Annotated in this window: 23 protein-coding genes, 1 tRNA gene and 1 riboswitch; of the genes, 16 read left to right on the forward strand and 8 right to left on the reverse strand. The window is 69.7% G+C overall.

Going from position 1 to position 21535, the window contains the following annotated elements:
• The first annotated feature begins 25 nt into the window (after positions 1-25).
• The 5 genes from BP68_RS15250 (at position 26) to BP68_RS15270 (ending at position 4672) form a co-directional block, all read left to right on the forward strand.
• Complete coding sequence (locus BP68_RS15250; RefSeq protein ID WP_496373261.1) at positions 26-607, forward strand: DUF4390 domain-containing protein; 582 nt, start codon at positions 26-28, stop codon at positions 605-607.
• On the forward strand, positions 604-2892 hold the full coding sequence (locus BP68_RS15255; protein ID WP_496373263.1) for a sensor histidine kinase: 2289 nt from the start codon (positions 604-606) through the stop codon (positions 2890-2892). Before BP68_RS15250 ends, BP68_RS15255 begins: the two co-directional genes overlap by 4 nt.
• A 41-nt stretch (positions 2893-2933) precedes the next feature.
• Complete coding sequence (locus tag BP68_RS15260; protein ID WP_496373265.1) at positions 2934-3635, forward strand: response regulator; 702 nt, start codon at positions 2934-2936, stop codon at positions 3633-3635.
• Between the two features lie 63 nt (positions 3636-3698).
• Positions 3699-3774, forward strand: a tRNA-Phe gene (locus BP68_RS15265).
• Between the two features lie 145 nt (positions 3775-3919).
• On the forward strand, positions 3920-4672 hold the full coding sequence (locus BP68_RS15270) for a tyrosine-protein phosphatase (protein ID WP_496373267.1): 753 nt from the start codon (positions 3920-3922) through the stop codon (positions 4670-4672).
• A gap of 79 nt (positions 4673-4751) precedes the next feature.
• Here BP68_RS15270 and BP68_RS15275 read toward each other — a convergent pair whose 3' ends face one another.
• Positions 4752-5189, reverse strand: coding sequence for an HU family DNA-binding protein (locus BP68_RS15275; protein ID WP_496373269.1), 438 nt, complete (start codon positions 5187-5189; stop codon positions 4752-4754).
• A 226-nt stretch (positions 5190-5415) separates the two neighbouring features.
• Here BP68_RS15275 and BP68_RS15280 point away from each other — a divergent pair, with 226 nt between their 5' ends.
• Together BP68_RS15280 and BP68_RS15285 are read left to right on the forward strand one after the other, a co-directional pair.
• Complete coding sequence (locus BP68_RS15280) at positions 5416-6168, forward strand: PhaM family polyhydroxyalkanoate granule multifunctional regulatory protein (RefSeq protein WP_496373271.1); 753 nt, start codon at positions 5416-5418, stop codon at positions 6166-6168.
• 46 nt (positions 6169-6214) lie between these two features.
• Positions 6215-7492 carry an FIST signal transduction protein gene (locus BP68_RS15285; RefSeq protein WP_496373273.1) on the forward strand — a complete coding sequence of 426 codons (1278 nt, stop codon included), beginning with the start codon at positions 6215-6217 and terminating at the stop codon, positions 7490-7492.
• 71 nt (positions 7493-7563) lie between these two features.
• Here BP68_RS15285 and BP68_RS15290 read toward each other — a convergent pair whose 3' ends face one another.
• The 3 genes from BP68_RS15290 to BP68_RS15300 all read right to left on the reverse strand — a co-directional run bounded on the left by BP68_RS15290 (position 7564) and on the right by BP68_RS15300 (position 10583).
• Positions 7564-8892: a D-amino acid dehydrogenase gene (locus BP68_RS15290; protein WP_496373275.1), complete on the reverse strand. Its 1329-nt coding sequence runs from the start codon at positions 8890-8892 to the stop codon at positions 7564-7566.
• Positions 8893-8985: 93 nt separating this feature from the next.
• Positions 8986-9094, reverse strand: a riboswitch (glycine riboswitch).
• Between the two features lie 133 nt (positions 9095-9227).
• Entirely contained in the window at positions 9228-9641 is a 414-nt protein-coding gene (locus tag BP68_RS15295; RefSeq protein WP_496373277.1) for a YXWGXW repeat-containing protein, read from the reverse strand.
• A gap of 189 nt (positions 9642-9830) precedes the next feature.
• Positions 9831-10583, reverse strand: coding sequence for a helix-turn-helix domain-containing protein (locus BP68_RS15300; protein WP_496373279.1), 753 nt, complete (start codon positions 10581-10583; stop codon positions 9831-9833).
• A 135-nt stretch (positions 10584-10718) separates the two neighbouring features.
• Between BP68_RS15300 and BP68_RS15305 the strand changes: the two genes are divergently transcribed.
• The 8 genes from BP68_RS15305 to BP68_RS15340 all read left to right on the forward strand — a co-directional run bounded on the left by BP68_RS15305 (position 10719) and on the right by BP68_RS15340 (position 17496).
• Positions 10719-11552: a hypothetical protein gene (locus BP68_RS15305; RefSeq protein ID WP_496373281.1), complete on the forward strand. Its 834-nt coding sequence runs from the start codon at positions 10719-10721 to the stop codon at positions 11550-11552.
• On the forward strand, positions 11549-13489 hold the full coding sequence (locus tag BP68_RS15310; RefSeq protein WP_496373283.1) for an MFS transporter: 1941 nt from the start codon (positions 11549-11551) through the stop codon (positions 13487-13489). The genes BP68_RS15305 and BP68_RS15310 overlap by 4 nt, the downstream gene beginning before the upstream one ends.
• Positions 13490-13623: 134 nt before the next feature.
• Positions 13624-14100, forward strand: a complete 477-nt coding sequence (locus tag BP68_RS15315) for a YiaA/YiaB family inner membrane protein (protein ID WP_496373285.1) — start codon at positions 13624-13626, stop codon at positions 14098-14100.
• Positions 14101-14120: 20 nt separating this feature from the next.
• Positions 14121-14579 (forward strand): hypothetical protein, encoded by a 459-nt coding sequence (locus BP68_RS15320; RefSeq protein ID WP_496373287.1) that lies wholly within the window; start codon positions 14121-14123, stop codon positions 14577-14579.
• A gap of 2 nt (positions 14580-14581) precedes the next feature.
• Positions 14582-15376, forward strand: coding sequence for a DUF2145 domain-containing protein (locus tag BP68_RS15325; RefSeq protein WP_496373289.1), 795 nt, complete (start codon positions 14582-14584; stop codon positions 15374-15376).
• A 90-nt stretch (positions 15377-15466) separates the two neighbouring features.
• Positions 15467-16540: a serine endopeptidase gene (locus BP68_RS15330; protein WP_496373291.1), complete on the forward strand. Its 1074-nt coding sequence runs from the start codon at positions 15467-15469 to the stop codon at positions 16538-16540.
• Positions 16541-16621: 81 nt separating this feature from the next.
• Positions 16622-16744: a hypothetical protein gene (locus tag BP68_RS15335; protein WP_496373293.1), complete on the forward strand. Its 123-nt coding sequence runs from the start codon at positions 16622-16624 to the stop codon at positions 16742-16744.
• Complete coding sequence (locus BP68_RS15340) at positions 16744-17496, forward strand: GGDEF domain-containing protein (protein ID WP_496373295.1); 753 nt, start codon at positions 16744-16746, stop codon at positions 17494-17496. Before BP68_RS15335 ends, BP68_RS15340 begins: the two co-directional genes overlap by 1 nt.
• 12 nt (positions 17497-17508) lie before the next feature.
• On the opposite strand, the gene tgt is transcribed toward BP68_RS15340, so the two are convergent.
• Entirely contained in the window at positions 17509-18681 is a 1173-nt protein-coding gene (gene tgt, locus BP68_RS15345; protein ID WP_496373297.1) for a tRNA guanosine(34) transglycosylase Tgt, read from the reverse strand.
• Positions 18682-18795: 114 nt separating this feature from the next.
• Here tgt and BP68_RS15350 point away from each other — a divergent pair, with 114 nt between their 5' ends.
• Positions 18796-19281: a universal stress protein gene (locus BP68_RS15350; protein ID WP_496373299.1), complete on the forward strand. Its 486-nt coding sequence runs from the start codon at positions 18796-18798 to the stop codon at positions 19279-19281.
• 86 nt (positions 19282-19367) lie between these two features.
• On the opposite strand, the gene BP68_RS15355 is transcribed toward BP68_RS15350, so the two are convergent.
• The 3 genes from BP68_RS15355 to BP68_RS15365 all read right to left on the reverse strand — a co-directional run bounded on the left by BP68_RS15355 (position 19368) and on the right by BP68_RS15365 (position 21461).
• Complete coding sequence (locus BP68_RS15355) at positions 19368-19754, reverse strand: hypothetical protein (protein ID WP_496373301.1); 387 nt, start codon at positions 19752-19754, stop codon at positions 19368-19370.
• A gap of 232 nt (positions 19755-19986) precedes the next feature.
• Positions 19987-21135, reverse strand: coding sequence for a phospholipase A (locus BP68_RS15360; RefSeq protein WP_496373303.1), 1149 nt, complete (start codon positions 21133-21135; stop codon positions 19987-19989).
• Entirely contained in the window at positions 21132-21461 is a 330-nt protein-coding gene (locus tag BP68_RS15365) for a hypothetical protein (protein ID WP_496373305.1), read from the reverse strand. The genes BP68_RS15360 and BP68_RS15365 overlap by 4 nt, the downstream gene beginning before the upstream one ends.
• Between the last annotated feature and the right edge of the window lie 74 nt (positions 21462-21535).

Genomic DNA, 21535 nt, shown 5'->3' on the forward strand with positions numbered 1-21535 from the left:
GCGCATCTGGCTGCACTGGTGTGCGGTGCTGGCCTGCCTGCTGGCGTTCTGGACGCCGCCGACGGCCGCGCGCGCGCAGGGCCATGGCGAGGTCACCCAGCTGCAGCTTGACCACACGGCCGACGGCCTGTTCCTCACGGCCGCACTGCAACTGGAGTTGCCGGAGCTGGTCGAGGACGCCCTCTACAAGGGCATCTCCATGTATTTCATCGCCGAGGCCGACGTGGTGCGCCAGCGCTGGTATTGGTCGGACAAGACCGTGGCCCGCGCCACGCGCTTTCTGCGCCTGAGCTACCAGCCCCTCACGCGCCGCTGGCGCCTGGTGCAGTCCTCCACGCCGTTCGCGCCCACCGGCCTGGGCGTGTCGCTGGGCCAGAGCTTCGATGAGCTGTCCGATGCGCTTTCGGCCATGCAGCGCATCGCCCGCTGGAAGATCGCCGACGAAGGCGTGCTCAGCGAGGAGACGCCCTATGTGGTGAACTTCCAGTTCCGCCTGGACATGTCCCAACTGCCGCGGCCGCTGCAGATCAGCGCCGTGGGCCGTTCGGGCTGGAGCATGGTGCTGGCGCACAGCACGCGCCTGCCCGCCGCGGAGGCCGCGCGATGAGCGCCGGCGAGACGCGTCCCGCAGGCTCCGCGCGCCGGGCGGCCAGCCGCGCGCGCGCCGTGCGCTGGGCCCTGGGGCTGGGCGCGGGCGTGATGTGCGCCATCGGCCTGGTGCTGCTGTTCCTGCTCACCCAGGCCACGAACAACCGGGCCCTGTACGAACGCAACTTCGCCTGGCTGCTGGGCGTGAACGTGCTGGTGGCCCTGGTGCTGCTGGCGGTGCTGGTCTGGGGCGCGGTGCGCCTGGGCGTGCGCCTGAAGCGGGGGCGCTTCGGCAGCCACCTGCTGATCAAGCTGGCGGGCATATTCGGTCTGGTGGGGGTGATTCCCGGGCTGCTGATCTATGTGGTGTCCTACCAGTTCGTGTCGCGGTCGATCGAGAGCTGGTTCGACGTCAAGGTCGAGGGGGCGCTGACGGCGGGCGTGAGCCTGGCCCGCGTCACGCTGGACACCATCGCCAGCGACCTGGCCACCAAGACCCGTACCGCCAGCAGCCAGCTGGGGCAGGTGCCCGACGCGGCGGCGGGCCTGGTGCTGGAGCGCATGCGCGACCAGCTGGGCGCCTCCGACCTAGTGCTGTGGAATGCCGCAGGCCAGGCCGTGGCCAGCGCCGGGCAGTCGCGCTATTCGCTCAATCCCGAGCGCCCGAGCGTTCAGCAGTTCCGCACGGCGCGGCAGGAGCGCATCGCGTTCCAGATCGAGGGGCTGGACGACATCAACGACCCGCTGGCCGCGGACAACGCGCGCGTGCGGGCACTTGTGCTGGTCGCCAACCCGGGCGTGGGCCTGCTGGCCGAGCCGCGCTTCGTGCAGGCCACGCTGCCGCTGCCCCAGGCCCTGGTGGCCAATGCCATCGCCGTGCAGGAGGCCAACCGCGAATACCAGGAGCGGGCGCTGGCGCGCGGCGGGCTGCGGCGCATGTACATCGGCACGCTCACGCTGAGCCTGTTCCTGGCCGTGTTCGGCGCGGTGCTGCTGGCCGTGGTGCTGGGCAACCAGCTGGCGCGCCCGCTGCTGGTGCTGGCGGACGGCGTGCGCGAGGTGGCGGCGGGCAACCTGTCGCCCAAGGCCGCGCTGCAGAGCAAGGACGAGCTGGGCGGGCTGACGCGCTCCTTCGCCCTCATGACGCAGCAGCTGGCCGAGGCGCGGGGTGCGGTCGAGCAAAGCATGGGCGAGCTGGAGGCGGCGCGCGGCAACCTGCAGACCATCCTGGACAACCTCACCTCCGGCGTCATCGTGCTCGACGGCCAGGGCGTGGTGCAGTCGTCCAACCCGGGGGCCACCCGCATCCTGCGCGCGCCGCTGGCGGCCTATGAGGGCAAGCCCCTGGCCGATGTGCCGGGCCTGGCCGACTTCGCGGCCGCGGTGCAGCGCCACTTCGACACCTTCTTGCGCGACCGCGACCACCACGGCGTGGGCCACTGGCAGCAGCCGTTCGAGCTGCACGCGTCGGGCGGCGGCGTGACCACGCAGGGCACCAGCCTGGTGGCGCGGGGCGCGGAGCTGCCCGACCACGCGCGCCTGCTGGTGTTCGAGGACATTTCCGAGATCGTCTCGGCCCAACGCGCCCAGGCCTGGGGCGAGGTGGCGCGGCGCCTGGCGCATGAGATCAAGAACCCCCTGACGCCCATACAGCTATCGGCCGAACGGCTGGAACTCAAGCTCACGGGCAAGCTGCCCGACGCCGAGCAGGCCGTGCTGACCAAGTCGGTCAAGACCATCGTGGACCAGGTGGACGCGATGAAGCGCCTGGTCAACGAGTTCCGCGACTACGCCCGCCTGCCCGCCGCCGAGCTGCATCCGCTGGATCTCAATGCGCTGGTCTCCGACGTATTGCAGCTCTATGGCGCCGAAACGGCGAAGGTGCCCGTGGAGGCCGAGCTCGATCCGCGTTGCCCGCCCATTTCCGGCGACGCCCAGCAACTGCGCCAGGTGGTGCACAACCTGCTGCAGAATGCGCAGGACGCGACGCAGCAGGCCGCAGAGCCTGGCGGCCAGCCAACGGCCGCGGTGCGCATCAGCACGCGCTGGAGCGAGTCGGCTAAGCGCGTGCGGCTGGTTGTTTCCGATTGCGGGGCGGGCTTTCCGCCGCACATCCTGCAGCGCGCGTTCGAGCCCTATGTCACTACCAAGGCACGCGGCACGGGCCTGGGCCTGGCAGTCGTCAAAAAAATCGCCGACGAGCATGGCGCGCGGATCGATTTGGTCAACCGCATGGAAGGCGGCGTGGTGATGGGCGCTCAAGTGTCGCTATCATTCGCCCCTGAATCGGCGGTGGCGCTCTAACACAACACCGCGGCACGTGCAGCAAGGGTGCATCTATACACATGGCAAACATTCTGGTGGTCGACGACGAGCTGGGTATCCGGGACCTGTTGTCAGAAATCCTGAACGACGAGGGGCACAGCGTAGACCTTGCCGAAAACGCCACGCAGGCACGCAGCGCGCGTCTGGCCAGCAGCTACGACTTGGTGCTGCTGGACATCTGGATGCCGGACACAGACGGCGTTTCGCTGCTCAAGGAATGGGCCATGGCCGGCATGCTGACCATGCCCGTGATCATGATGAGCGGGCACGCCACCATCGACACGGCCGTGGAAGCCACCCGCATCGGCGCGTTCTCGTTTCTTGAGAAGCCCATCACCATGCAAAAGCTGCTCAAGGCGGTTGAGCAGGGCCTGGCGCGCAGCATTCCCAGTTCACAGCAGCCATCGGCCGCAACGGCGGTTCCTCATACGGCTGCCGCGCATTCGTCCGATACCAATGCCATGGTCAACGGCGCTGCGCCCGCGGTACCGGTAATGCCCATGGCTGAACAGGCTCCCTTGTCTCACCAGGGATTTAATCTCGATCGCCCGCTGCGCGAAGCGCGCGACGGGTTTGAAAAGGCCTATTTCGAGTTCCACTTGGCCCGCGAGGGCGGCTCCATGACCCGCGTGGCGGAAAAGACGGGGCTTGAGCGCACGCACCTGTACCGCAAGCTGCGCCAACTGGGCGTGGATCTGGGGCGCAACAAGCGCAACGGCTGATTCGCAGATATTTTTCATGCCTTGGCATAGGTCCTGTTTTTTCGAGCTATAATTCAAGGCTCAGGCCCGGTAGCTCAGTTGGTAGAGCAGAGGATTGAAAATCCTTGTGTCGGCGGTTCGATTCCGTCCCAGGCCACCATATCAAAAACGCCTCAGCACCCTTCGGGTTCTGAGGCGTTTTGCATTTCCGTAACCATTAGATGCATGCCACGGAGCTGCCGCGGCCATGTGCGCCACAGCCCGGTGTCACGTGAAGCTGCGTGCTTTGGACTACAGTGTTCTGCATGGATGACTATTCACGCTCTCTTTCGCTTTCCGGGGCCTCCAACTTTCGCGACCTGGGTGGGTATGTCGGGGAGGAGGGTCGTACCGTGCGGTGGCGCAGGCTTTTCCGGTCCGACCATCTGGCGGGGCTGACGCCCGAGGATGCCCGTGTGCTGGCGGGGCTGGGATTGACGCGCACCGTGGATTTCCGGGGACAGGCGGAGAGTGCGGCGCTGGCATATGCCCTGCCGGAGGTGCGCTACCACGCGCTGCCCATCGAGCCTACGGTGGTGCAGCGGGCCAAGGAGATGGCGATAGCGGGCCACCAGATCACGGCGCCGATTGCGGTGGGGCTGATGCAGGACACCTACCGGGCCTTCGTGTCCGACAACGCGGAGCAGTTTGCCGGGCTCTTCGAGCAATTGCTGGCCGATGACACGCCGCTGGTGTTCCATTGCACGGCGGGCAAAGACCGCACGGGGTTTGCCGCCGCATTGATCCTGCTGGCCCTCGGGGTGTCGCGCGAGGTGGTGATGCAGGACTATCTGCTCACCAATGGCTTGTACCGCCGCCCGGCGGGGCTGAAGAGCTCCGCGCCGGAGGCCGTGCTGAACGTGATTTGGCGCGTGCAGGAGGATTTTCTGCAGGCGGCGTTGCAGGCCGTGGAGCACGACCATGGTGGCATGCAGCAGTACCTGTCGCAGCGCCTCGGCGTGAATGAAGCGGCGCGCAAGCGCTTGGCGGACCTTTACCTGCAGCCGCGCGTGGCGTGATGCCGCCGCGCGGCAGGCCTGCCGCAGGCAAAGAAAAAGCAGCCCGCGGGCTGCTTTTTCTTTGGGGGCGTTGTGCCGATCAGAGCGTGGCGTCCTTGAGCTTCTTGAGGGCGCGGGTCTTGATCTTGACCGATGCGGGCTTGGCCGGGAACCAGCGCTCTTCGCCCGTGAACGGATCCTTGCCGAAGCGCTTTTTCTTGGCAGGCACCTGCTGCAGGCCGATCTTCAGCAGACCGGGCAGCGTGAACTCGCCGGAGCCCTTCTTGTGCACGGAGCCGAGGATGGCCGTCTCCAGCGCCGCGAGCACGGCCTTGGCGGCCTTGGGCTCGACGCCGGCTTGCGTGGCCAGGTGGGCGACCAGGGCCGTCTTCGTGAAGGGCTCCTTCACGGGCTTGAGTGCAGCTGGTGCAGCGGGCGCTGCGACCTTCTTCACGGCGGCCTTCTTGGCGGGTGCCGCAACCTTCTTGGCGGCGACGGTCTTCTTCACCGGTGCGGTGGTTTTCTTTGCAGTTGCCATGGTGCTGGATATTTTTTGAATGTCGGAATGCATGCCAGTCAAGCTGGTGCCCGAATTCTAGGCGGTGTCTGTGCGCGCAGTGGCAGTATTCATGCGGGTTTGCACGAGAAAACCACGCATTGACGGGGTTTGAGGGGCATGCGCAGGAGGTGTGCGCGCTGGCGCGATGCGGGGCATTGGCGGTAAGCTGTCGGCCACAGTCCCATTCCCACGCACAGGAGCGGCCATGAGCGATACCTCCCCCTTCGGCTTCGGGCGCTTCGTCCCGGGCTTCGACTTCCTGCAGAGCCTGGCCAAGGGCGCCGCCGCAGGCATGCCGGCCATGCCCGCGCTGTCGGGCTGGGTGGCGCCCACCGTGAGCGTGGAAGAGCTCGACAAGCGCATCCAGGAGCTCAAGGCCGTGCAGTTCTGGCTGGAGCAGAACGCGCGCGCGATCGCCGCCACCGTGCAGGCGCTGGAGGTGCAGAAGATGACGCTGGCCACGCTGCAGGACATGAACATGGCCATGGGCGACCTGGCCGGCACGTTTGGCGCCGCGCGCGCCGCAGCCGACAGCAAGGCGGGGCGCGCGGCTACCGCGGCTGCCGCGGCGCCTGCGGCATCGCCCGCGCCGCCGCCCGACGAGCCCCCGCCAGCGGCGGCGTCGGCGTCCGCAGCCCCCGGCATGGTGGACCCGATGCAATGGTGGGGCGCGCTGACCAGCCAGTTCCAGCAGATCGCGGCCAATGCAATGCAGGATGCGGGTTCGCACCAGGCGGCGTTCGAGGCCACGCGCGAGATGGCCAGCGGCGCCCTCAAGACGGCCACCGACATGGCCGCGCAGATGGCGGCGCAGGGCATGCAGGGCGCGCGCGCCGCGACCGCGGACCCGGACGCCCCCAAGGCCAAGGCTGCCGCCAAGCCACGCACCGCAGCACGCAAGGCCGCCCCCGCAGCCAAGAAAGCTGCCGCACCCCGTGCGCGGCGCGCTCCGGGCTGACGCAGGGCCGCACGCCGCGGCCTCACACATGCACCAGGGGTGATCGATGAAGCTCTTTCCCAATGCCCACGCCACCCATCCGCAATGGCGCATGGCCGCCGCGCTGGCGCTGGCGCAGCTCAAGGCCCAGATGGCCTTGCCGCAGTACGCGGCGGCGCCTTCCCTGGGCCTGCTCTACATCACGGACCACTACGCGGACGACGCCGCGGCGCTGCTGTGCTATCTGGAGGCTGAGCTGCCCTCGATCACGGACTGGTGCGGCACCGTGGGCGTGGGCGTGGCGGGCAACAACGCGGAGCATTTCGACGAACCCGCGCTCTCGCTCATGCTGTGCGACCTGCCGCGGGCGCAGTACCGCGTGTTCTCCGGCGTCGCGCCCCTGCCGCACGGCGTGCCACGTCCGGGCGAACCGGCCTTTGCCGCCCACAAGGCGCTGGTGCATGCCGACGGCCACACGCCCGAGCTGCAGGAGCTGCTGGCCGAGATGGCGGAGCGCACCGACAGCGGCTACCTGTTCGGCGGCGTGGCCGCTAGCCGGGGGCGCAGCGTGCAGTTCGCGCTGCACGAGGGTGGCGATGCGGCCGTAGGCGGCGTGCTCCATGGCGGCCTGTCGGGCGTGGCCTTTGGCTCGCAGGTGGATCTGGTCTCGCGTGTCACGCAGGGCTGCCAGCCCATCGGCCCGCTGGCCACGATCACCGCGGCGCAGGACAACGTGGTGCTGGAACTTGACGGCGAGCCTGCGCTGGATGTGCTGCTGGACACCCTGGGAGTGACCCTGGTGGGCGACCCGCAGCCCGCGCTGCGCGCGGTGCGCGCCACCCTGGTTGGCCTGGTGGATGCCGGCGCGCCGGCGCAGCAGCGCACGGGCCACTTTGGCGCCGACACGCGGGTGCGCCACATCGTGGGGCTGGACGCCACGCGCAACGGCGTGGCCCTGGCCGAGCCGGTGGAGGTGGGCATGCGCCTCGCGTTCTGCCAGCGCCATGCGGCCGCGGCGCGTGCCGACCTGATGCGCATCTGCGCCGAGATCCGTGAGGAGCTTGCGCCCCAGCTCGAGGCCGAGCAGGCCCGGCCCTTGCGGGGCGCCGCCACGGGCGCCGAGCCGGCGGGCGCGCGCCGCATCGCCGGCGCCGTCTACGTGAGCTGCTCGGGCCGCGGTGGCCCGCACTTCGGCGGCCCGGGTGCGGAGCTGCAGATCGTGCGCCATGCGCTGGGCGATGTGCCGCTCGTGGGCTTCTTCGCCGGGGGCGAGATTGCCGCCCACCGGCTCTATGGCTACAGCGGCGTGCTTACCGTGTTTGCCCGCCCCGCCGTAGATGCTTGAGGTCTTTGAGGCTTGCAGCGACCGTCCATCAAGCGTAATTAGCTATTAAATAAATAGCATATGGTGGTGGCTCAGGTGGTGAGCGCCGCCGGCCGTGCGCCGCATGCGGGCCGGGGCAGGCCGCAGAAGGCAAAGTCCAGCTCGGGCGCCAGCCCGCTGACGATGCGCGCGATGGATTTGCCCGAGCCGCAGGCATGCGTCCAGCCCAGCGTACCGTGGCCGGTGTTGAGGAACAGGTTGCCGTACCGCGTCTTGCCGATCAGCGGCACATTGCTCGGCGTGGCCGGGCGCAGGCCGGTCCAGAACTGGGCCTGGCTGGCGTCGCCCGCGCCGGGAAAGAGCTGCTCCACACGGCGCACGATGGCCTCGCAGCGCACGGTGTTCAGCTCGCGCCCGTAGCCGTTCAGCTCGGCCGTGCCGGCCACGCGCAGCACGTCGCGGCCGGGCTGGCCGTCGCGCTGCGCGCCGGTGTAGCGCGAGAACACCAGCTTGTATTCGTCGTCCGTCAGGCTCACCGCGTAGGCGGCGGCCGCATCGCGCACGGGCAGCGTCACCGAATAGCCCTTGGCCGGGTAGATGGGCAGGCGCAGGCCCAGCGGCTGCGCCAGCAGCGGGCTGAACGAGCCCAGCGCCAGCACGTAGACGTCGCCGTGCACGCGCTCGTAGCGGCCGGTCTCGTCGGTGATCTCCACATGGTCGATGGCGCCGCCCGCCTGGCGCAGCGCCGTGATGTGGCAGCCCAGGCGAAACCGCACGCCCGCCGCCTGCGCCACGCGGGCCAGCTCGCGGGTGAACAGGTTGGCGTCGCCCGACTCGTCCTCGGCCGTGTAGGTGGCACCCGCCAGCAGCGGGCGGATGTGCGCGAGCGCGGGCTCGATGCGCACGGCCTCGTCGGCGCTCACCACGCGGCGGTCGCAGCCCAGCGCGCGCATCTGCTCGGCGGGGGCCAGCGCGCCCTCGAATTCCTGGGCGCTGGTGTAGAAGTGCAGGATGCCCTGCGCGCGCTGGTCGTAGCGCAGGCCCGCGTCCTGGCGCAGCTGCTGCAGCGTGCTGCGGCTGTAGCTGCCCAGGCTCACGATCTGCTCGATGTTGTGGCGCGTGCGCGCGGGCGTGCATTCGCGCAGAAACTGCAGGCCCCAGAGCCACTGGCGCATGTCGGCGCGCAGGCGAAACAGCAGCGGCGCGTCTTCCCGGCCCAGCCACTGCAGCACCTTGAGCGGCGCGCTGGGATTGGCCCAGGGCTCGGCATGGCTCACGGAGATCTGGCCGCCGTTGGCGAAGCTGGTCTCGGCGCCGGGCGCGGCCTGGCGGTCGATGACCGTGACCTCGTGGCCGAGTTGCTGGAGGAAATACGCAGAAGTGGTGCCGACAACGCCGGCACCGAGAACGATCACGCGCATGGTTTACAAGCCTTTTTCAAGGTTTGCACAGACTGGGCGCGCGCGAGCAGCTATTGAATGCATAGCGAACAGCGGGCGCGACATGGCCTGGCTGCCGCTCCCCCTGTCCTTGGTACCTGAGAGATTCACGCCGCACGACCCGCGCGGTGCTTGCTCCTTCGGTGCGCCACGGCGGGCGTGGCGGCTCTCCAGACGGCTGTGTTGGTGTGCAGTACGGAACCTGAGCGTGTATGGGAGTTTGCGCCTTCGGTGAAACGGCGAGGGGCCGTCTGCTCTCCTGCGTGGCGCATCGTACCAGCGGACATGCGCCGCGGGAATGCGGCGCGGGCGCGATGTCAGTGGCGGTAGGGATTGTCCGGACGGCGGTCGTAGCGGTTGCGCACGCCGTCACCGTCGCGGTCCCAGCCGCCGGCCGCGTAATGCCAGCGGCTGCCGCGCCGCTCCCAGTGCGGCTGGCGGTAGTGGTAGCCCGGGCGCACGCGTATCCATTGGCCTGGCACCCAGACATGGCGGTGGCCGCGCGACTCCCAATGGCCCTGCGACCACACCATGCCGCGGCGCGGCGGCGGCACGCGCTCGTAGCGCGGCGGTGGAGGCGGCGGGTAGTGGGCGACCTGCGCCTGGTGCATGGGGTAAGGGGGCGAGCCGGCCTGGATCACGACGGTGGCGCCCGCGGCGGCATGGGCGGCGCCGGCGGCAGCGAGCGTCAGTGCGGCCAGGCTGGCGGCGGTGAAGAGGGTGCGGGCCATGGTGTTCTCCTGTGGGTGGGCGTGCGGCGGATGCCGCGCCGTCTGGAGTCCATGGTGCCCCGCGCAGGTCAACGCGCGGAAAGCGTTGGTGACCGCCCGGAAAACGGTTGTGAGCAGCTGTGTTGGCGGTGGTCTTTTATGTAAAAAGTACTTGCAGCGCTTGCCAGTAATGCGCTGGTAGCTATTGATTCAGGAGCTTTTGGCGGGCGCCGTGCGGCGCATGGCGGCGAAGGCCTCGAACTCCCAGCTGCGCATCGCCAGCAGCAGGGTGTAGCCCTCGCGCTCGCGCTCGGGCAGGCGCTGGTCGGCCAGGTGCTGCTGCGCGAAGTCCTGCGCCACGCGCTGCAGGCGCTCCATGAAGGCCGGCGCCAGGCTGCGGCCGATGGCGCCATGCACCAGCAGCACGCCCTCGCCGGGGCCGTCGAAGCCGCCGTTGAAATAGTCCAGCAGGGCATGGTCGCGGAAGTAGTGCATCACCGGCCCGTGCGGGCGCCAGCGGAAGGTCTTGGCGAGCTTGAGGCGGTAGCGGTTGAGCGGCCGCAGTTCGATGATGCCGATGCGGTCGAGCTGCGCGAGGTACTTGATGCCCTCGGCCTCGCTGAGCCGGTAGGCGCCCACGATCTGCTCCAGCGTCCACTGGCTGAGCACGCAGATCGCCATGAGCAGCAGCTTCTTGTCGGCCACCACGGCCCGCTCCTGGTCGAGGCTCAGCTCGCTGAGCAGGGGCTGGCTTTCGGCCACGCGGCGCGCCAGGTCGGCGAAGTCGAGCCGCAGCGCCCGGCAGATGGCGTCGATGCGCGACAGCGGCATGTCGCCCTTGGCCAGCATGCGCTTGACGCTGGACTCGGCCATGCCGATGGCCCGGGCCAGATCGGCATAGGTCATCTGGGCGGCCTTCAGCTCTTTCTTCAGGGCGGTGACGAGGTCGGCGGTGGTGCTCATGGGTATCGATTATGGATACCTGCGGCGCTCGGGGTTTGTTCTGGTGCATTCAGGCAATGCCTCAAAAGCTGTGCCTGCCGACACTGCGCGCCATGGCGTCCCGCAGGGGGGCGCCCTTGAGCGAAGGAGTGCGCGATGCACCTGTGGATCCTTTCCGCCCAGCGCCTGCGCTGGCTCCTGGCCGCCGTGGTGGCCGTTTTCCTGGGCTTGGCCTGGGGCCTGCCCCCGCTGGCGCAGGCGCCCCACTACCACGCCTTTGCCGACCAGCGCGCCTGGGCCGGACTGCCCTGCGCGCTGGATGTGCTGAGCAACGCCGCTTTCGTGTTGGCCGCGCTGGCGGGGGCCTGGGCGCTGAGCGGGCCACGGGCGCGGCGCCTGCCCGCTGCACAGCGCGCCCTGGCGGCCATGTTCTTTGCCGGCCTGGCGCTGACGGGCGGCGTCTCGGCCTGGTACCACTGGGCGCCGCACGACGCCACGCTGTGGTGGGACCGCTTTGGCATGCTCTGGGCCTTTGCCGGGCTGCTGGGCCTGGCTGTCTCCACCCGCGTGGATGGCCGCACGCCTTGGGCCGTTGTGGCCGCCGTGCTGCTGGGGGGCGTGGCCGCGCTGCAGGCGTGGGCGGCCACGGGCAACCTGCTGCCCTGGGCGGTGCTGCAGGGCGGGGGCGTGCTGGTGTTGCTGGGGCTGGCCTGCGTGGCGCCACTGCCGGGTGCGCCGCCGGTGCGCTGGGGTGCGGTGGTGGCGCTGTATGCCGTGGCCAAGGCGCTGGAGGCCGGTGATGCTGCCGTGTTTGCCGCCACCCATGCGGTGGTGTCCGGGCACAGTCTCAAGCATGTGGTGGCCGCCGCCGCAGCGCTGCCGGTGGCGTGTGCGCTGCGGCCGTGGGTCACTGGGAGCGAGGGCACAATCGCCAGCCTGCCTTTGCGCGCCGCAAGGGCGTTCACCATCCAGCGAGGGAGTGCACGATGAGCCGAGTCCAGGCCAACCCGGATGCCGCGTTCGTGGCCCATGACGGCCACCCCAACCAGTTCGCCCTGCTGCGCCAGCGCCGCTTCGCGCCGTTTTTCTGGACGCAGTTTGCCGGCGCGGCCAACGACAATCTGTTCAAGTTCGCGTTCACCGTGATGGTGACCTACCAGCTCAGCGTGTCGTGGATGCCGCCCGCCATGGCGGGCCTCGTGATCGGGGCGCTGTTCATCCTTCCGTTCCTGCTGTTCTCGGCCACGGCGGGGCAGCTCACCGACAAGTACGAGAAGACGCGCATCATCCGCTTCGTGAAGAGCCTGGAGATCGCCATCATGCTGGTGGCGGCCACGGGCTTCCTGCTGGACAGCGCGGCCGTGCTGCTGGCCTGCGTGTTCCTCATGGGGCTGCACTCCACGCTGTTCGGGCCGGTGAAGTTTGCCTACCTGCCGCAGGCGCTCAACGAACGCGAGCTGACGGGCGGCAACGGTATGGTGGAGATGGGCACCTTCGTGGCCATCCTGCTCGGCAACGTGGCCGGGGGGCTGCTGGTGGCCATTCCGCAGATCGGCCACGCCAGCGTGGCCGTGGCCTGCCTGACCCTGGCCGTGCTGGGGCGCCTGGTGGCGCAGTGGATTCCGCCGGCGCCGGCCACCGACCCCGGCCTCACCGTCAACTGGAACCCGGTGAGCGAAACCTGGCGCAACCTCAAGCTGGCGCACGGCAACCGCGTCGTGTTCCGCTCGCTGCTGGGCATCTCGTGGATGTGGTTCTTCGGCGCGGTGTTCCTCAGTCAGTTCCCCAGCTTTGCCAAACAGGTGCTGCACGGCGATGAGCAGGTCGCCTCGCTGCTGCTGGTGGTGTTCTCGGTGGGCATCGGCATCGGCTCGCTGCTGTGCGAGGTGCTCTCGCGCCGGCATGTGGAGATCGGCCTGGTGCCGCTGGGCGCCATCGGAATGAGCGTGTTCGCCATCGACCTGTACTTCGCCTCGCGCAGCTTGCCGGCCGCCGATGTCATGGGCCTGGCCCGCTTCGTGGCGCAGCCCGCGCACTGGCGCGTGATGCTCGACCTGCTGCTGCTCAGCCTGTTCGCGGGCCTGTACAGCGTGCCCATGTACGCGCTGATCCAGATGCGCAGCCAGCCCACGCACCGCGCGCGCATCATCGCGGCCAACAACATCCTCAACGCGCTGTTCATGATCGCCAGCTCCGTGCTCGCGGGCGCGCTGCTCGCGGCGCACTTCACGGTGCCGCAGATCTTCCTGTTCACGGGCATCGCCAACGCGGTGGTGGCGTTCTACATCTTCATGCTGGTGCCCGAGTACCTGCTGCGCTTCGTGGCCTGGGTGCTGTCGCGCTGCATCTACCGCTTCAAGGTGCGCGGCGACGAGCACATTCCCACCACCGGTGCGGCCATCCTGGCGTGCAACCATGTGAGCTTTGTCGATGCCGTGCTGCTCATGGCCGCCAGTCCCCGGCCCATCTACTTCATCATGGACCACCGCATCTTCCGCATCCCCGTGCTGGGCGCTTTGTTCCGCCTGGCCAAGGCCATCCCCGTCGCGCCGCAAAAGGACGATGCCGCCACCTACGAGGCGGCCTTCGAGCGCGCCGCGCAGGTGCTGCGGGACGGCGACCTGCTGGCCATCTTCCCCGAGGGCGGCATCACGCGCGATGGGCAGCTGCAGGAGTTCAAGGGCGGCCTCATGAAGATCCTCGAGCGTGCCCGTGCCGATGGGGTGGAGGCACCCGTCGTGCCCATGGCGTTGACGAACCTCTGGGGCTCATTTTTCAGCCGCATCGAGCAGGGCGGGGCCATGGTGCGGCCGTTCCGGCGTGGCCTGTTCAACCGCGTGGGGCTGAACGTGGGCGTGCCGGTGGCTGCCGCCGAGGTGCAGCCTGCCGCACTGCGCGCACGGGTGGGGCAATTGCTCGCGTCATAAGCCGGTGTCGGGTATCTTGAAGCGATACCTGGCGGACTTTCTGGTGGGACCCCTGCATTGAATGCGATGCTTGGCCCGCGCAGGGCCGCACCATGCCGGCCATGTTCAACAGCGGCCCACGGGTCCCAAGCACCATGCACAACTCTCCCTTGCCCATCCAGCGCGACACGCGCGCCTGGCAGTTCCAGGTCTGGGTCTCTTTCGGTATCGCCGTGTTCTTGTGTGGCACGGGCCTGGCCTGGCTGCCGGGCGAGCGGCTGGAGGTGGCCTTCATGTTCATGGGCTATGTGTTCTGCCTCTCGGCCGCCTTCGTGCTTGCCAAGTTTGTGCGTGACAACCAGCACACGCACCGCGGTGCGGGCCGCGGCGGCAAGGACGTGCCGCTGTGGAAGCTGGTGGTCTGGGGCGGCTTTGCCGTGGCCATGGGGCTGACGGGCTGGGGCCTGTGGGGCATGGCGATCAGCGCCACCTACAAGGCCTTCCTGGGCGTGAGCTGGCTTTACCTGATCACCACCGCCTTCACGTTGGCCAAGATGCTGCGCGACCGCCACGAGGCCGACCTGGCCGAGGCGCACCTGCGGGGCCGCCGCGAGGCCGCCGCCGAGCAATGAACCCGTTCCAGGAGACCCACATGAGCGTTTCGATTCGCAAGACCCTGGCCGGCGCGCTGCTCGCGCTGAGCCTGTCCGCCGGCGCGGCGCTGCCCGCCCGGGCGCAGAGCGAGGCATCGGCCGCGCTGTCGCTGATGCCCCTGGCCTCCGTGGTGGTGGCCTCGGGCGCGGCGTCGGCCACGGCGGGGGCCGTGGTGGCCCTGCCGGCCGCGCTGTCGGTGGGCGGCGCGGTGCTCACGGTGCAGGCCGTCGAGGCCTCGGCCACCGGCACGGTGTACCTGCTGGAGCGCGCGTCGGACGGCGCCCGGGCCAGCGTGGAGGTGTCGGGCCGCGCCGCTTCCGCCGCGGCCCACGGCGTGGGCACGGTGGTGGCGTGCAGCGTGATCGGCACCGGCGTGATCCTGTCGGCCGCGGGCGAGGTGCTGGCCTTCGTGCCCAACGCGCTGGGCCGTGCGCTGCTGCACAACGAAAGGCTGTGACCATGCGCCATCGTTGTGTGATGCTGGCCGCTGCCCTGGCGCTGGTGGCCACCGGCGCGCACGCCGGCCGCCCGTGCGAGCCGCGCCGGCCCACGGTGCAGACGATAGAGCGCGGCATGCAGCTCGCCGAGCGCACGGCGCGCGCGCTGGACGCCAGCGGCGCCAGCGTGGTGCTGCTGGCCCGCGCGGGGCAGGACCTGTCGGCATACGGGCTTCGCTACTCGCACCTGGGCTGGGCCTACCGGACGCCCGAAGGGCCGTGGCGCGTGGCGCACAAGCTCAACGAATGCGGCACCGTCAGTGGCTTCATCTACCGCCAGGGGCTGGGGGAGTTCTTCCTGGACGACCTCTGGCGCCACGAGGCCGTGTGGGCCGTGCCCGCCCCCGAGGTGCAGCAGCGCCTGCTGGCCGTGCTGGGCGACGGCGCGCGCACCACCGCGCTGCAGCAGCGCCCCTACAGCATGGTGAGCTACGCCTGGGGCACGAAGTACCAGCAGTCCAACCAGTGGGCGCTGGAAACGCTGGCCGCCGCCATGGAGCCCGCCGGCGTGCGTACGCGCGAGCAGGCCCAGGCCTGGCTGCGCTTCAAGGGCTACGAGCCCACCGCGCTGAAGATCGGGCCGCTCACGCGCCTGGGCGGGCGCATGACGGCGGCCAACATCGCCTTCGACGACCATCCGCCCGCGAAGCGCTTTGCCGACCGCATCGAGACGGTGACGGTGGACTCGGCGCTGGCCTGGCTGCAACGGGCGCAGCTGGCGGCAGAGCCCCAGGTGCTGCGGCTGCCGGGGCGCTGATGCCGCACAATTCAAGTGAAAATGGCCTGTGGCGCTTTATTCATAAGCGCAGACAGCTATTAAATTGATAGTAAACCGAGTGAGGAGCACATGAGCAAATCCCTGCGACTGTCCGAAAAATGGTTCCGCCGCGGCCTGTGGCTGGTGGCCTTCGTGTTCGCCAGCTTTCTGATCGGCCTGGGCGGCACCGTTGTGGGCGATCTGCCCAAGGTCGAGACGCCGCTGCGCCTGGACGACTTCCTGGACCAGCCCGCGGCCACGGCCCTGCGCAACCAGGTCAGGGAGGCGCACCAGGCCGAGCAGGACGCGCAGACCGCGCTGGAGCAGGCGCAGCTGCAGCGCAGCAAGGCGCGCAGCGAGACCCAGGCCGCGCGCGAGACCTTCAACAACTGGCTGGCCACGCGCAGCGCCACCCAGCGCGCCGACCACGACCCCGAGGTCGTGGCGCGCACGCAGGGGCTGGACCAGCTCAAGCTGGCCGAGCGCCGGACGCAGCAGGCGGTTGAAAAGGAGCAGCAGGCCGCGCTGGACGCCCGCCAGGCTGCCGCCGCCGCGCAGGAGCGGCTGAACCGGCTGGAGGCCGACGGCCATGTGAAGCTCGCGGCCGAGCGCCGCAAGGTCGAGCTGCGCGTGTTCCTGTACCGCCTGGTGCTCACGCTGCCGCTGCTGGCCATCGCGGGCTGGCTGTTCGTGAAGAAGCGCAAGGGCACCTACTGGCCGTTCGTGTGGGGCTTCATCTTCTTCGCGCTGTTCGCGTTCTTCGTGGAGCTGGTGCCGTATCTGCCGAGCTACGGCGGCTACGTGCGCTATGCGGTGGGCATCGCCATCACGGTGCTGGTGGGGCGCTACGCCATCGTGGCGCTGAACCGCTACCTCGAGCGCCAGACGCAGGCCGAATCCCTGCCCGAGCAGGAGCGCCGCAAGGAGCTGGGCTACGACGCGGCACTGGCGCGCCTGGCCAAGGGCGTGTGCCCGGGCTGCGAGCGGGCCGTGGACCTGAAGAACGAGACGATCGACTTCTGCCCGCACTGCGGCATCGGCCTGTTCGACCACTGCGGGCACTGCAGCACGCGCAAGAGCGCGTTTGCACGCTTTTGCCATGCCTGCGGCGTGTCGGGCGAGCGGGCTCGGCATGAGTCCGCGCCCTCGGCCACGGCCGGATAAGCGGTGCGTGGGCCATCGTGGTGGGGATAATCGCGCCAAGTCCACGGGGCGCCACGGTGGCACCCTGCCGCCGCAGAGTCCATGGAACGCCGCCATAACCCCGCCCCGCCCCTGTGGGCGCCCATTCCGCCCTCGGCGCATGCCGACAGCGTGGCCCATCGCCAGCGCTGGCAGCGCCGCAGCTGGCGTTCCAGGCGCTGGTGATGCTGATCGTCTTCAGTGCCGACGGCTTTCTCGCGCGCAGCCGCCTCAGCTTCTACGTGACCTGGGTGCTCACGCTGGCCGCCGCCGGCGCGGCCATCGTGTGGGTGGGGCCGGACATGCGCATGCCCACCGCCAGCCTGGCGGGCCAGCTGCTGACCGTGGGCGTGGTGCTGGGGGCCGTGGCGCGCTGCATTGGCCTGGTGACCTACTTTCGCAGCGTGCAGTACCGGCTGGGGCAGGCGCTGGCCCGCATCGAGGACCTGGTGCGCAGCGACGAGCTCACGGGCCTGGCGAACCGCCGGGGCGTGATGGAGGCCTTGCGCGGGCACCAGGAGCAGGCCGCGCGCGAGAGCCTGCCGCTGAGCGTGGCGCTGCTGGACGTGGACCATTTCAAGCGCATCAACGACGATGCCGGCCATGACGCCGGCGACCGCGTGCTGCACGCGCTGGGCGGCCTGCTGAAGGCGCAGATGCGCGCGACGGACTGCGCGGGGCGCTACGGGGGCGAGGAGTTCCTGCTGGTCCTGCCCGGCACCACCGGGGAGCAGGCGCGCGAGGTGCTGGAGCGGCTGCGGGCCTGCATCGAATCGGCGGACTGGGCGGCGGTCTGCCAGGGCGGCGGCGGGGTGACCGCCAGCATGGGCGCCACCACCTGGCGGCCCGGGGAGTCGGTGGAGTCCGCCATCCGGCGCGCCGACGAGGCCCTCTACGCCGGCAAGGCGGCGGGGCGCAACCGCGTGGTGATGGCGTGAGCGCCGGGCGCGCTACACCCCGCGCGCCCGGTCGGCCTTGAAGCGCGCGCGGAATTCGCCGAAGCGCCCGGCATCCAGCGCCTCGCGCACCTCCTGCATCAGATGCAGGTAGTAGTGCAGGTTGTGGATAGTGGTGAGCATGGGGCCCAGCATCTCGCCGCAGCGATCCAGGTGGTGCAGGTAGGCGCGCGAGAAGCCGCCGCGCCCGCCGTCGTTCCAGCTCACGCCCTCGGTGCCCGCGCAGGCGTGGCAGGTGCAGCTGGGGTCCAGCGGCTGGTGGTCGGCCTTGTGGCGCGCGTTGCGGATCTTCAGGTCGCCGTAGCGCGTGAAGATGGTGCCGTTGCGCGCGTTGCGTGTGGGCATCACGCAGTCGAACATGTCCACGCCGTCGGCCACGCCCTGCACCAGGTCCTCGGGCGTGCCCACGCCCATCAGGTAGCGCGGCTTGTGCTGTGGCAGGCGGTGCGGCGTGTGGGCCATGATCTCCAGCATCTCGTCCTTGGGCTCGCCCACGCTCACGCCGCCCACGGCGTAGCCGGGGAAGTCCATCTCCACCAGCGCCTGCAGCGATTCCTCGCGCAGATGGGTGTACATGCCGCCCTGCACGATGCCGAACAGCGCGTTGGGATTGCCCAGGCGCTCGAACTCGTCCTTGCTGCGCAGGGCCCAGCGGCGGCTCATCTCCATGCTCTTGCGCGCCTCGGCCTCGGTGGTCTTGTGGCCGTTGGTCTCGTAGGGCGTGCATTCGTCGAGCTGCATGACGATGTCCGAGTTCAGGATCGTCTGGATCTGCATGCTGACCTCGGGCGACATGAACAGCTTGTCGCCGTTCACGGGGCTCTGGAAGTGCACGCCCTGCTCGGTGATCTTGCGCATCGCGCCCAGCGACCAGACCTGGAAGCCGCCCGAGTCGGTCAGGATGGGCTTGTCCCACTGCTCGAAGCCGTGCAGGCCGCCGAAGCTCTGCATGATGTCCAGGCCGGGGCGCATCCACAGGTGGAAGGTGTTGCCCAGGATGATCTGCGCGCCCATTTCACGCAGGCTGCGCGGCATCACGCCCTTGACGGTGCCGTAGGTGCCCACGGGCATGAAGATGGGGGTCTGCACCACGCCGTGGTTGAGCGTGAGCGTGCCGCGCCGTGCGTGGCTGGAGGAATCGGTGGCCAGGAGTTCGAACTTGAGCATGGCCGCGATTGTCCCAGACTGCTTGCGCGGCACACCGGCGGGGTTTTGCGGCGGGCGCGGTGCCGGCACGGCCTACACTGGCTGCATTGATATCGCAGTACAAGGAGGTGACCCATGCTCAGAATCCTCATCGCCGTTGACGGCTCCGAACTCGCGCTCGACGCCGTGCGCCACGGCCTCGAACTGGTGCGCCGCGGCGGCCTGCAGGCCACGCTGGTGCTGGGCCATGTGCAGGAAGAGGCCACGCTGCTGGAGCTGGCGCGTCAGGGCGCCGACGCGGTGGCCACCGCCAGCGTGGAGGCAGGCCAGCACCTGATGGCCCCGGCCGTGGCGCTGGTGGAGGCCGCCGGCGTGCCCTACGAGACCGAGATCGGCCTGGGCCCCGTGGCCGCCACCCTGGTGGACATGGTCGAGCGCTGCGGCTGCGACGCGCTGTTCATCGGTGCGCGCGGCCTGGGCGGCCTGCGCGGGGCGCTGCTGGGTTCGGTGTCGCAGGCGCTGGTGCACAGCAGCCCGGTGCCGGTCACCGTGGTCAAGCATGCCGAGCCGCAGGAGTTGCCGCCCGAGGAGACGGACGAGGAAGACGCCGAGCCGGCCTGACGCCGCAGCGCGCATGAAAAAAGCGGGCCCTTGCGGCCCGCTTTTGCTATTGATACAGGAGCTTCTTGCGCAGTGCAGGAGCGCCTTCAGGCCGCTTTTTTCCATTGCTGCGCGGGGCGCTGCAGCTTGCCGTGGGGCAGGCTGGCCAGGCGCGTGAACATGCGCCGGCAGTAGCCGCTGATCCACAGGCATTTGTTGAGTTCGTCCACGGGCAGCGGGCCGGAGACGACGACGATGTCGTTGGCTACGTCCAGGGCGCCTGCGGCGCGCAGGCGCCGGCGCTGGTGCGTGGCCCAGGACTGGATGCGCGCCGGGCTGCCATGCTGGTGCACCTCGCCGGTGTGCAGGTCGAAGGCGATGGCCACGTTGTCCGTCTTGAGCTTGAAGCGGCGCTCGCCCGTGACGGCGCTGGGCGTCTCGCGCATGTCGTACAGGTAGTAGTTGCCCGCCTTGAGCTCGTACTGCAGGTCCATGGTCTCATTCTCCGAGCGGCATTGTTGCGGGGATGGCCCGCAGGCAAAGGCGTGAAAACCGTGCGAAACCGGCGCCTTATCGGCCCGCGCCGCACGCGTGCCGATAGCCTGAGTGCCATCGCCACCCCTGGGGCGATAGCGTGGGCGGCAATGGAGGAATTGTGTCGGCGCCGCGGGGCGGGTTCAAGCCGCGGGCCGGGTCAAACGGTAACCGGATGTGATCGGGACGGCGTCAGAAGTCCACCAGGCTCACGCCCACGCTGAACACGGTGCGCTTGCGGTTGTAGTCGACCATGCTGTCGCCATAGCCCGTGAACAGGGCCGTGTGCAGGCGCAGGTTGGTGCGGTTGCCCACCAGGCTGGTGCCCAGGGTTTGCAGCCACTCCAGGCGCGCCGAGCCGCGGCTGGTGGAGCCCAGCGAGTGGCGCGCGGTCAGCGCCAGCAGGTTGTCCTTGTCCACGTTCCAGGCCAGGCCCAGCTCGGCGCGGCCCACGTAGTTGCTGATGCCGGGGTTGTCGTCGTTCTCCGGGCGCTCGTGCAGGCGCTTCCACAGGCGGGCCGTGACGGCCCAGCGGTTGTCCAGCTCCATGCCGGTCATCAGGTACACGCGGTTCCAGCTGCGCGACAGCGGCAGGCTCTGGCCGTTGGACTGGTGCACCAGCCCGATGCCGCTGTAGCGCCAGCGCCAGCCAAAGGGCAGCTTGGCGTCGGTGGGGTACACGTACATGATTTCCGGCTCGTGGTCCGTGTTGCGGAACGGCCGCGAGATGCCGGGCGAGAACAGCTGCCAGTACGACTGCTGCGTGTAGCCGGCCCACAGCGAGTCGCGCAGCGTGGGGTGGCCGCGTGTGAGCAGCCCCGAGGCGAGCTTGGTGCGCACCGACAGCTGCACCCGCATCTCGGTCGTGCGGTAGTCCACGGCGGTGGCAGCGTTGTTGTCCGGGCTGCCGGAGGAGGGCTGCTGGTTCACGCTGCTGGCGCCCACGACGGAGACGCTCATGGGCCGGTAGCCGCGGAAGCGGAAGGCGCCGCAGTCGCTGCCGGCCTCCAGCTCCCAGAAGCGCGACAGGGTGCTGTACTGCGCGTCGCGGCAGCCGTCCACCTGCGCCACTTCGATGATGCGCGTGGCCGGCAGCGTGGCGTCCACGGGGGGCGCCAGGCCGGTGCCGGGGGCCTGCGTGCTGGCCGCGGCCGCGGGGGCCTGCCAGGCCTGCTCGCCGGCCCATTGGTCGAAGCAGGCCAGGCGCGCCTGGCTGTCGCCGGTGATGGCCGAGCACTGGCGCCAGCCGGCGGGGCTGGTGATGTGGGCGGCGTCTGGCTGTGCCTGGCCGGCCAGCGGCAGCGCCGCGCCGATCAGGGTGGTGAGGAGCGTGCGGGTCATGGTTGGCGGGTTCCTATCTTGCGCAGGGTGAAGCGGAACGGGCGGTCGGCCTCGTCCGTCCATTCGCCGCGGATTTCGCGCGCGCAGCTGCCGTCGACCACGTCGCCGCTCCAGTTGCCGCTCACGCGCTGGCCGTCGCGCGATTCCTCCAGCGTCAGCAGGCCCTGGTGCACGTCGCCCACCACCACGGCGGAAAAGCCGGGCCGGTGGATATGGCCCTTGACCGTACCCTCCCACTCGGGGTGGGGGCCCAGCTCCAGCACCACGGGGCCGGGCTGGCCCGGCATGTCGGCCTGCCAGCGGCCGACGAGTTCGGGCTGCTCCATCTGCGCCGCCGTCGGGCAGGCCGGGCGCGCTTCAGGTGGCTGGTTTTTTGAGTGATTTTGGGCGCAAGCGCTTA

The organism is Diaphorobacter oryzae DSM 22780 (assembly GCF_059568935.1).

What these genes read in the sequence shown, in the direction of transcription:
- BP68_RS15330 (WP_496373291.1), top strand. Translation starts at nt 15,467, where the DNA reads ATGAGCAAATCCCTGCGACTGTCCGAAAAATGGTTCCGCCGCGGCCTG.
- BP68_RS15295 (WP_496373277.1), bottom strand. Translation starts at nt 9,641, where the DNA reads ATGGCCCGCACCCTCTTCACCGCCGCCAGCCTGGCCGCACTGACGCTC.
- BP68_RS15280 (WP_496373271.1), top strand. Translation starts at nt 5,416, where the DNA reads ATGAGCGATACCTCCCCCTTCGGCTTCGGGCGCTTCGTCCCGGGCTTC.
- BP68_RS15315 (WP_496373285.1), top strand. Translation starts at nt 13,624, where the DNA reads ATGCACAACTCTCCCTTGCCCATCCAGCGCGACACGCGCGCCTGGCAG.
- BP68_RS15325 (WP_496373289.1), top strand. Translation starts at nt 14,582, where the DNA reads ATGCGCCATCGTTGTGTGATGCTGGCCGCTGCCCTGGCGCTGGTGGCC.
- BP68_RS15355 (WP_496373301.1), bottom strand. Translation starts at nt 19,754, where the DNA reads ATGGACCTGCAGTACGAGCTCAAGGCGGGCAACTACTACCTGTACGAC.
- BP68_RS15310 (WP_496373283.1), top strand. Translation starts at nt 11,549, where the DNA reads ATGAGCCGAGTCCAGGCCAACCCGGATGCCGCGTTCGTGGCCCATGAC.
- BP68_RS15305 (WP_496373281.1), top strand. Translation starts at nt 10,719, where the DNA reads ATGCACCTGTGGATCCTTTCCGCCCAGCGCCTGCGCTGGCTCCTGGCC.
- BP68_RS15285 (WP_496373273.1), top strand. Translation starts at nt 6,215, where the DNA reads ATGAAGCTCTTTCCCAATGCCCACGCCACCCATCCGCAATGGCGCATG.
- BP68_RS15320 (WP_496373287.1), top strand. Translation starts at nt 14,121, where the DNA reads ATGAGCGTTTCGATTCGCAAGACCCTGGCCGGCGCGCTGCTCGCGCTG.
- tgt (WP_496373297.1), bottom strand. Translation starts at nt 18,681, where the DNA reads ATGCTCAAGTTCGAACTCCTGGCCACCGATTCCTCCAGCCACGCACGG.
- BP68_RS15340 (WP_496373295.1), top strand. Translation starts at nt 16,744, where the DNA reads ATGCTGATCGTCTTCAGTGCCGACGGCTTTCTCGCGCGCAGCCGCCTC.
- BP68_RS15275 (WP_496373269.1), bottom strand. Translation starts at nt 5,189, where the DNA reads ATGGCAACTGCAAAGAAAACCACCGCACCGGTGAAGAAGACCGTCGCC.
- BP68_RS15290 (WP_496373275.1), bottom strand. Translation starts at nt 8,892, where the DNA reads ATGCGCGTGATCGTTCTCGGTGCCGGCGTTGTCGGCACCACTTCTGCG.
- BP68_RS15335 (WP_496373293.1), top strand. Translation starts at nt 16,622, where the DNA reads ATGGAACGCCGCCATAACCCCGCCCCGCCCCTGTGGGCGCCCATTCCG.
- BP68_RS15360 (WP_496373303.1), bottom strand. Translation starts at nt 21,135, where the DNA reads ATGACCCGCACGCTCCTCACCACCCTGATCGGCGCGGCGCTGCCGCTG.
- BP68_RS15350 (WP_496373299.1), top strand. Translation starts at nt 18,796, where the DNA reads ATGCTCAGAATCCTCATCGCCGTTGACGGCTCCGAACTCGCGCTCGAC.
- BP68_RS15255 (WP_496373263.1), top strand. Translation starts at nt 604, where the DNA reads ATGAGCGCCGGCGAGACGCGTCCCGCAGGCTCCGCGCGCCGGGCGGCC.
- BP68_RS15270 (WP_496373267.1), top strand. Translation starts at nt 3,920, where the DNA reads ATGGATGACTATTCACGCTCTCTTTCGCTTTCCGGGGCCTCCAACTTT.
- BP68_RS15365 (WP_496373305.1), bottom strand. Translation starts at nt 21,461, where the DNA reads ATGGAGCAGCCCGAACTCGTCGGCCGCTGGCAGGCCGACATGCCGGGC.
- BP68_RS15260 (WP_496373265.1), top strand. Translation starts at nt 2,934, where the DNA reads ATGGCAAACATTCTGGTGGTCGACGACGAGCTGGGTATCCGGGACCTG.
- BP68_RS15300 (WP_496373279.1), bottom strand. Translation starts at nt 10,583, where the DNA reads ATGAGCACCACCGCCGACCTCGTCACCGCCCTGAAGAAAGAGCTGAAG.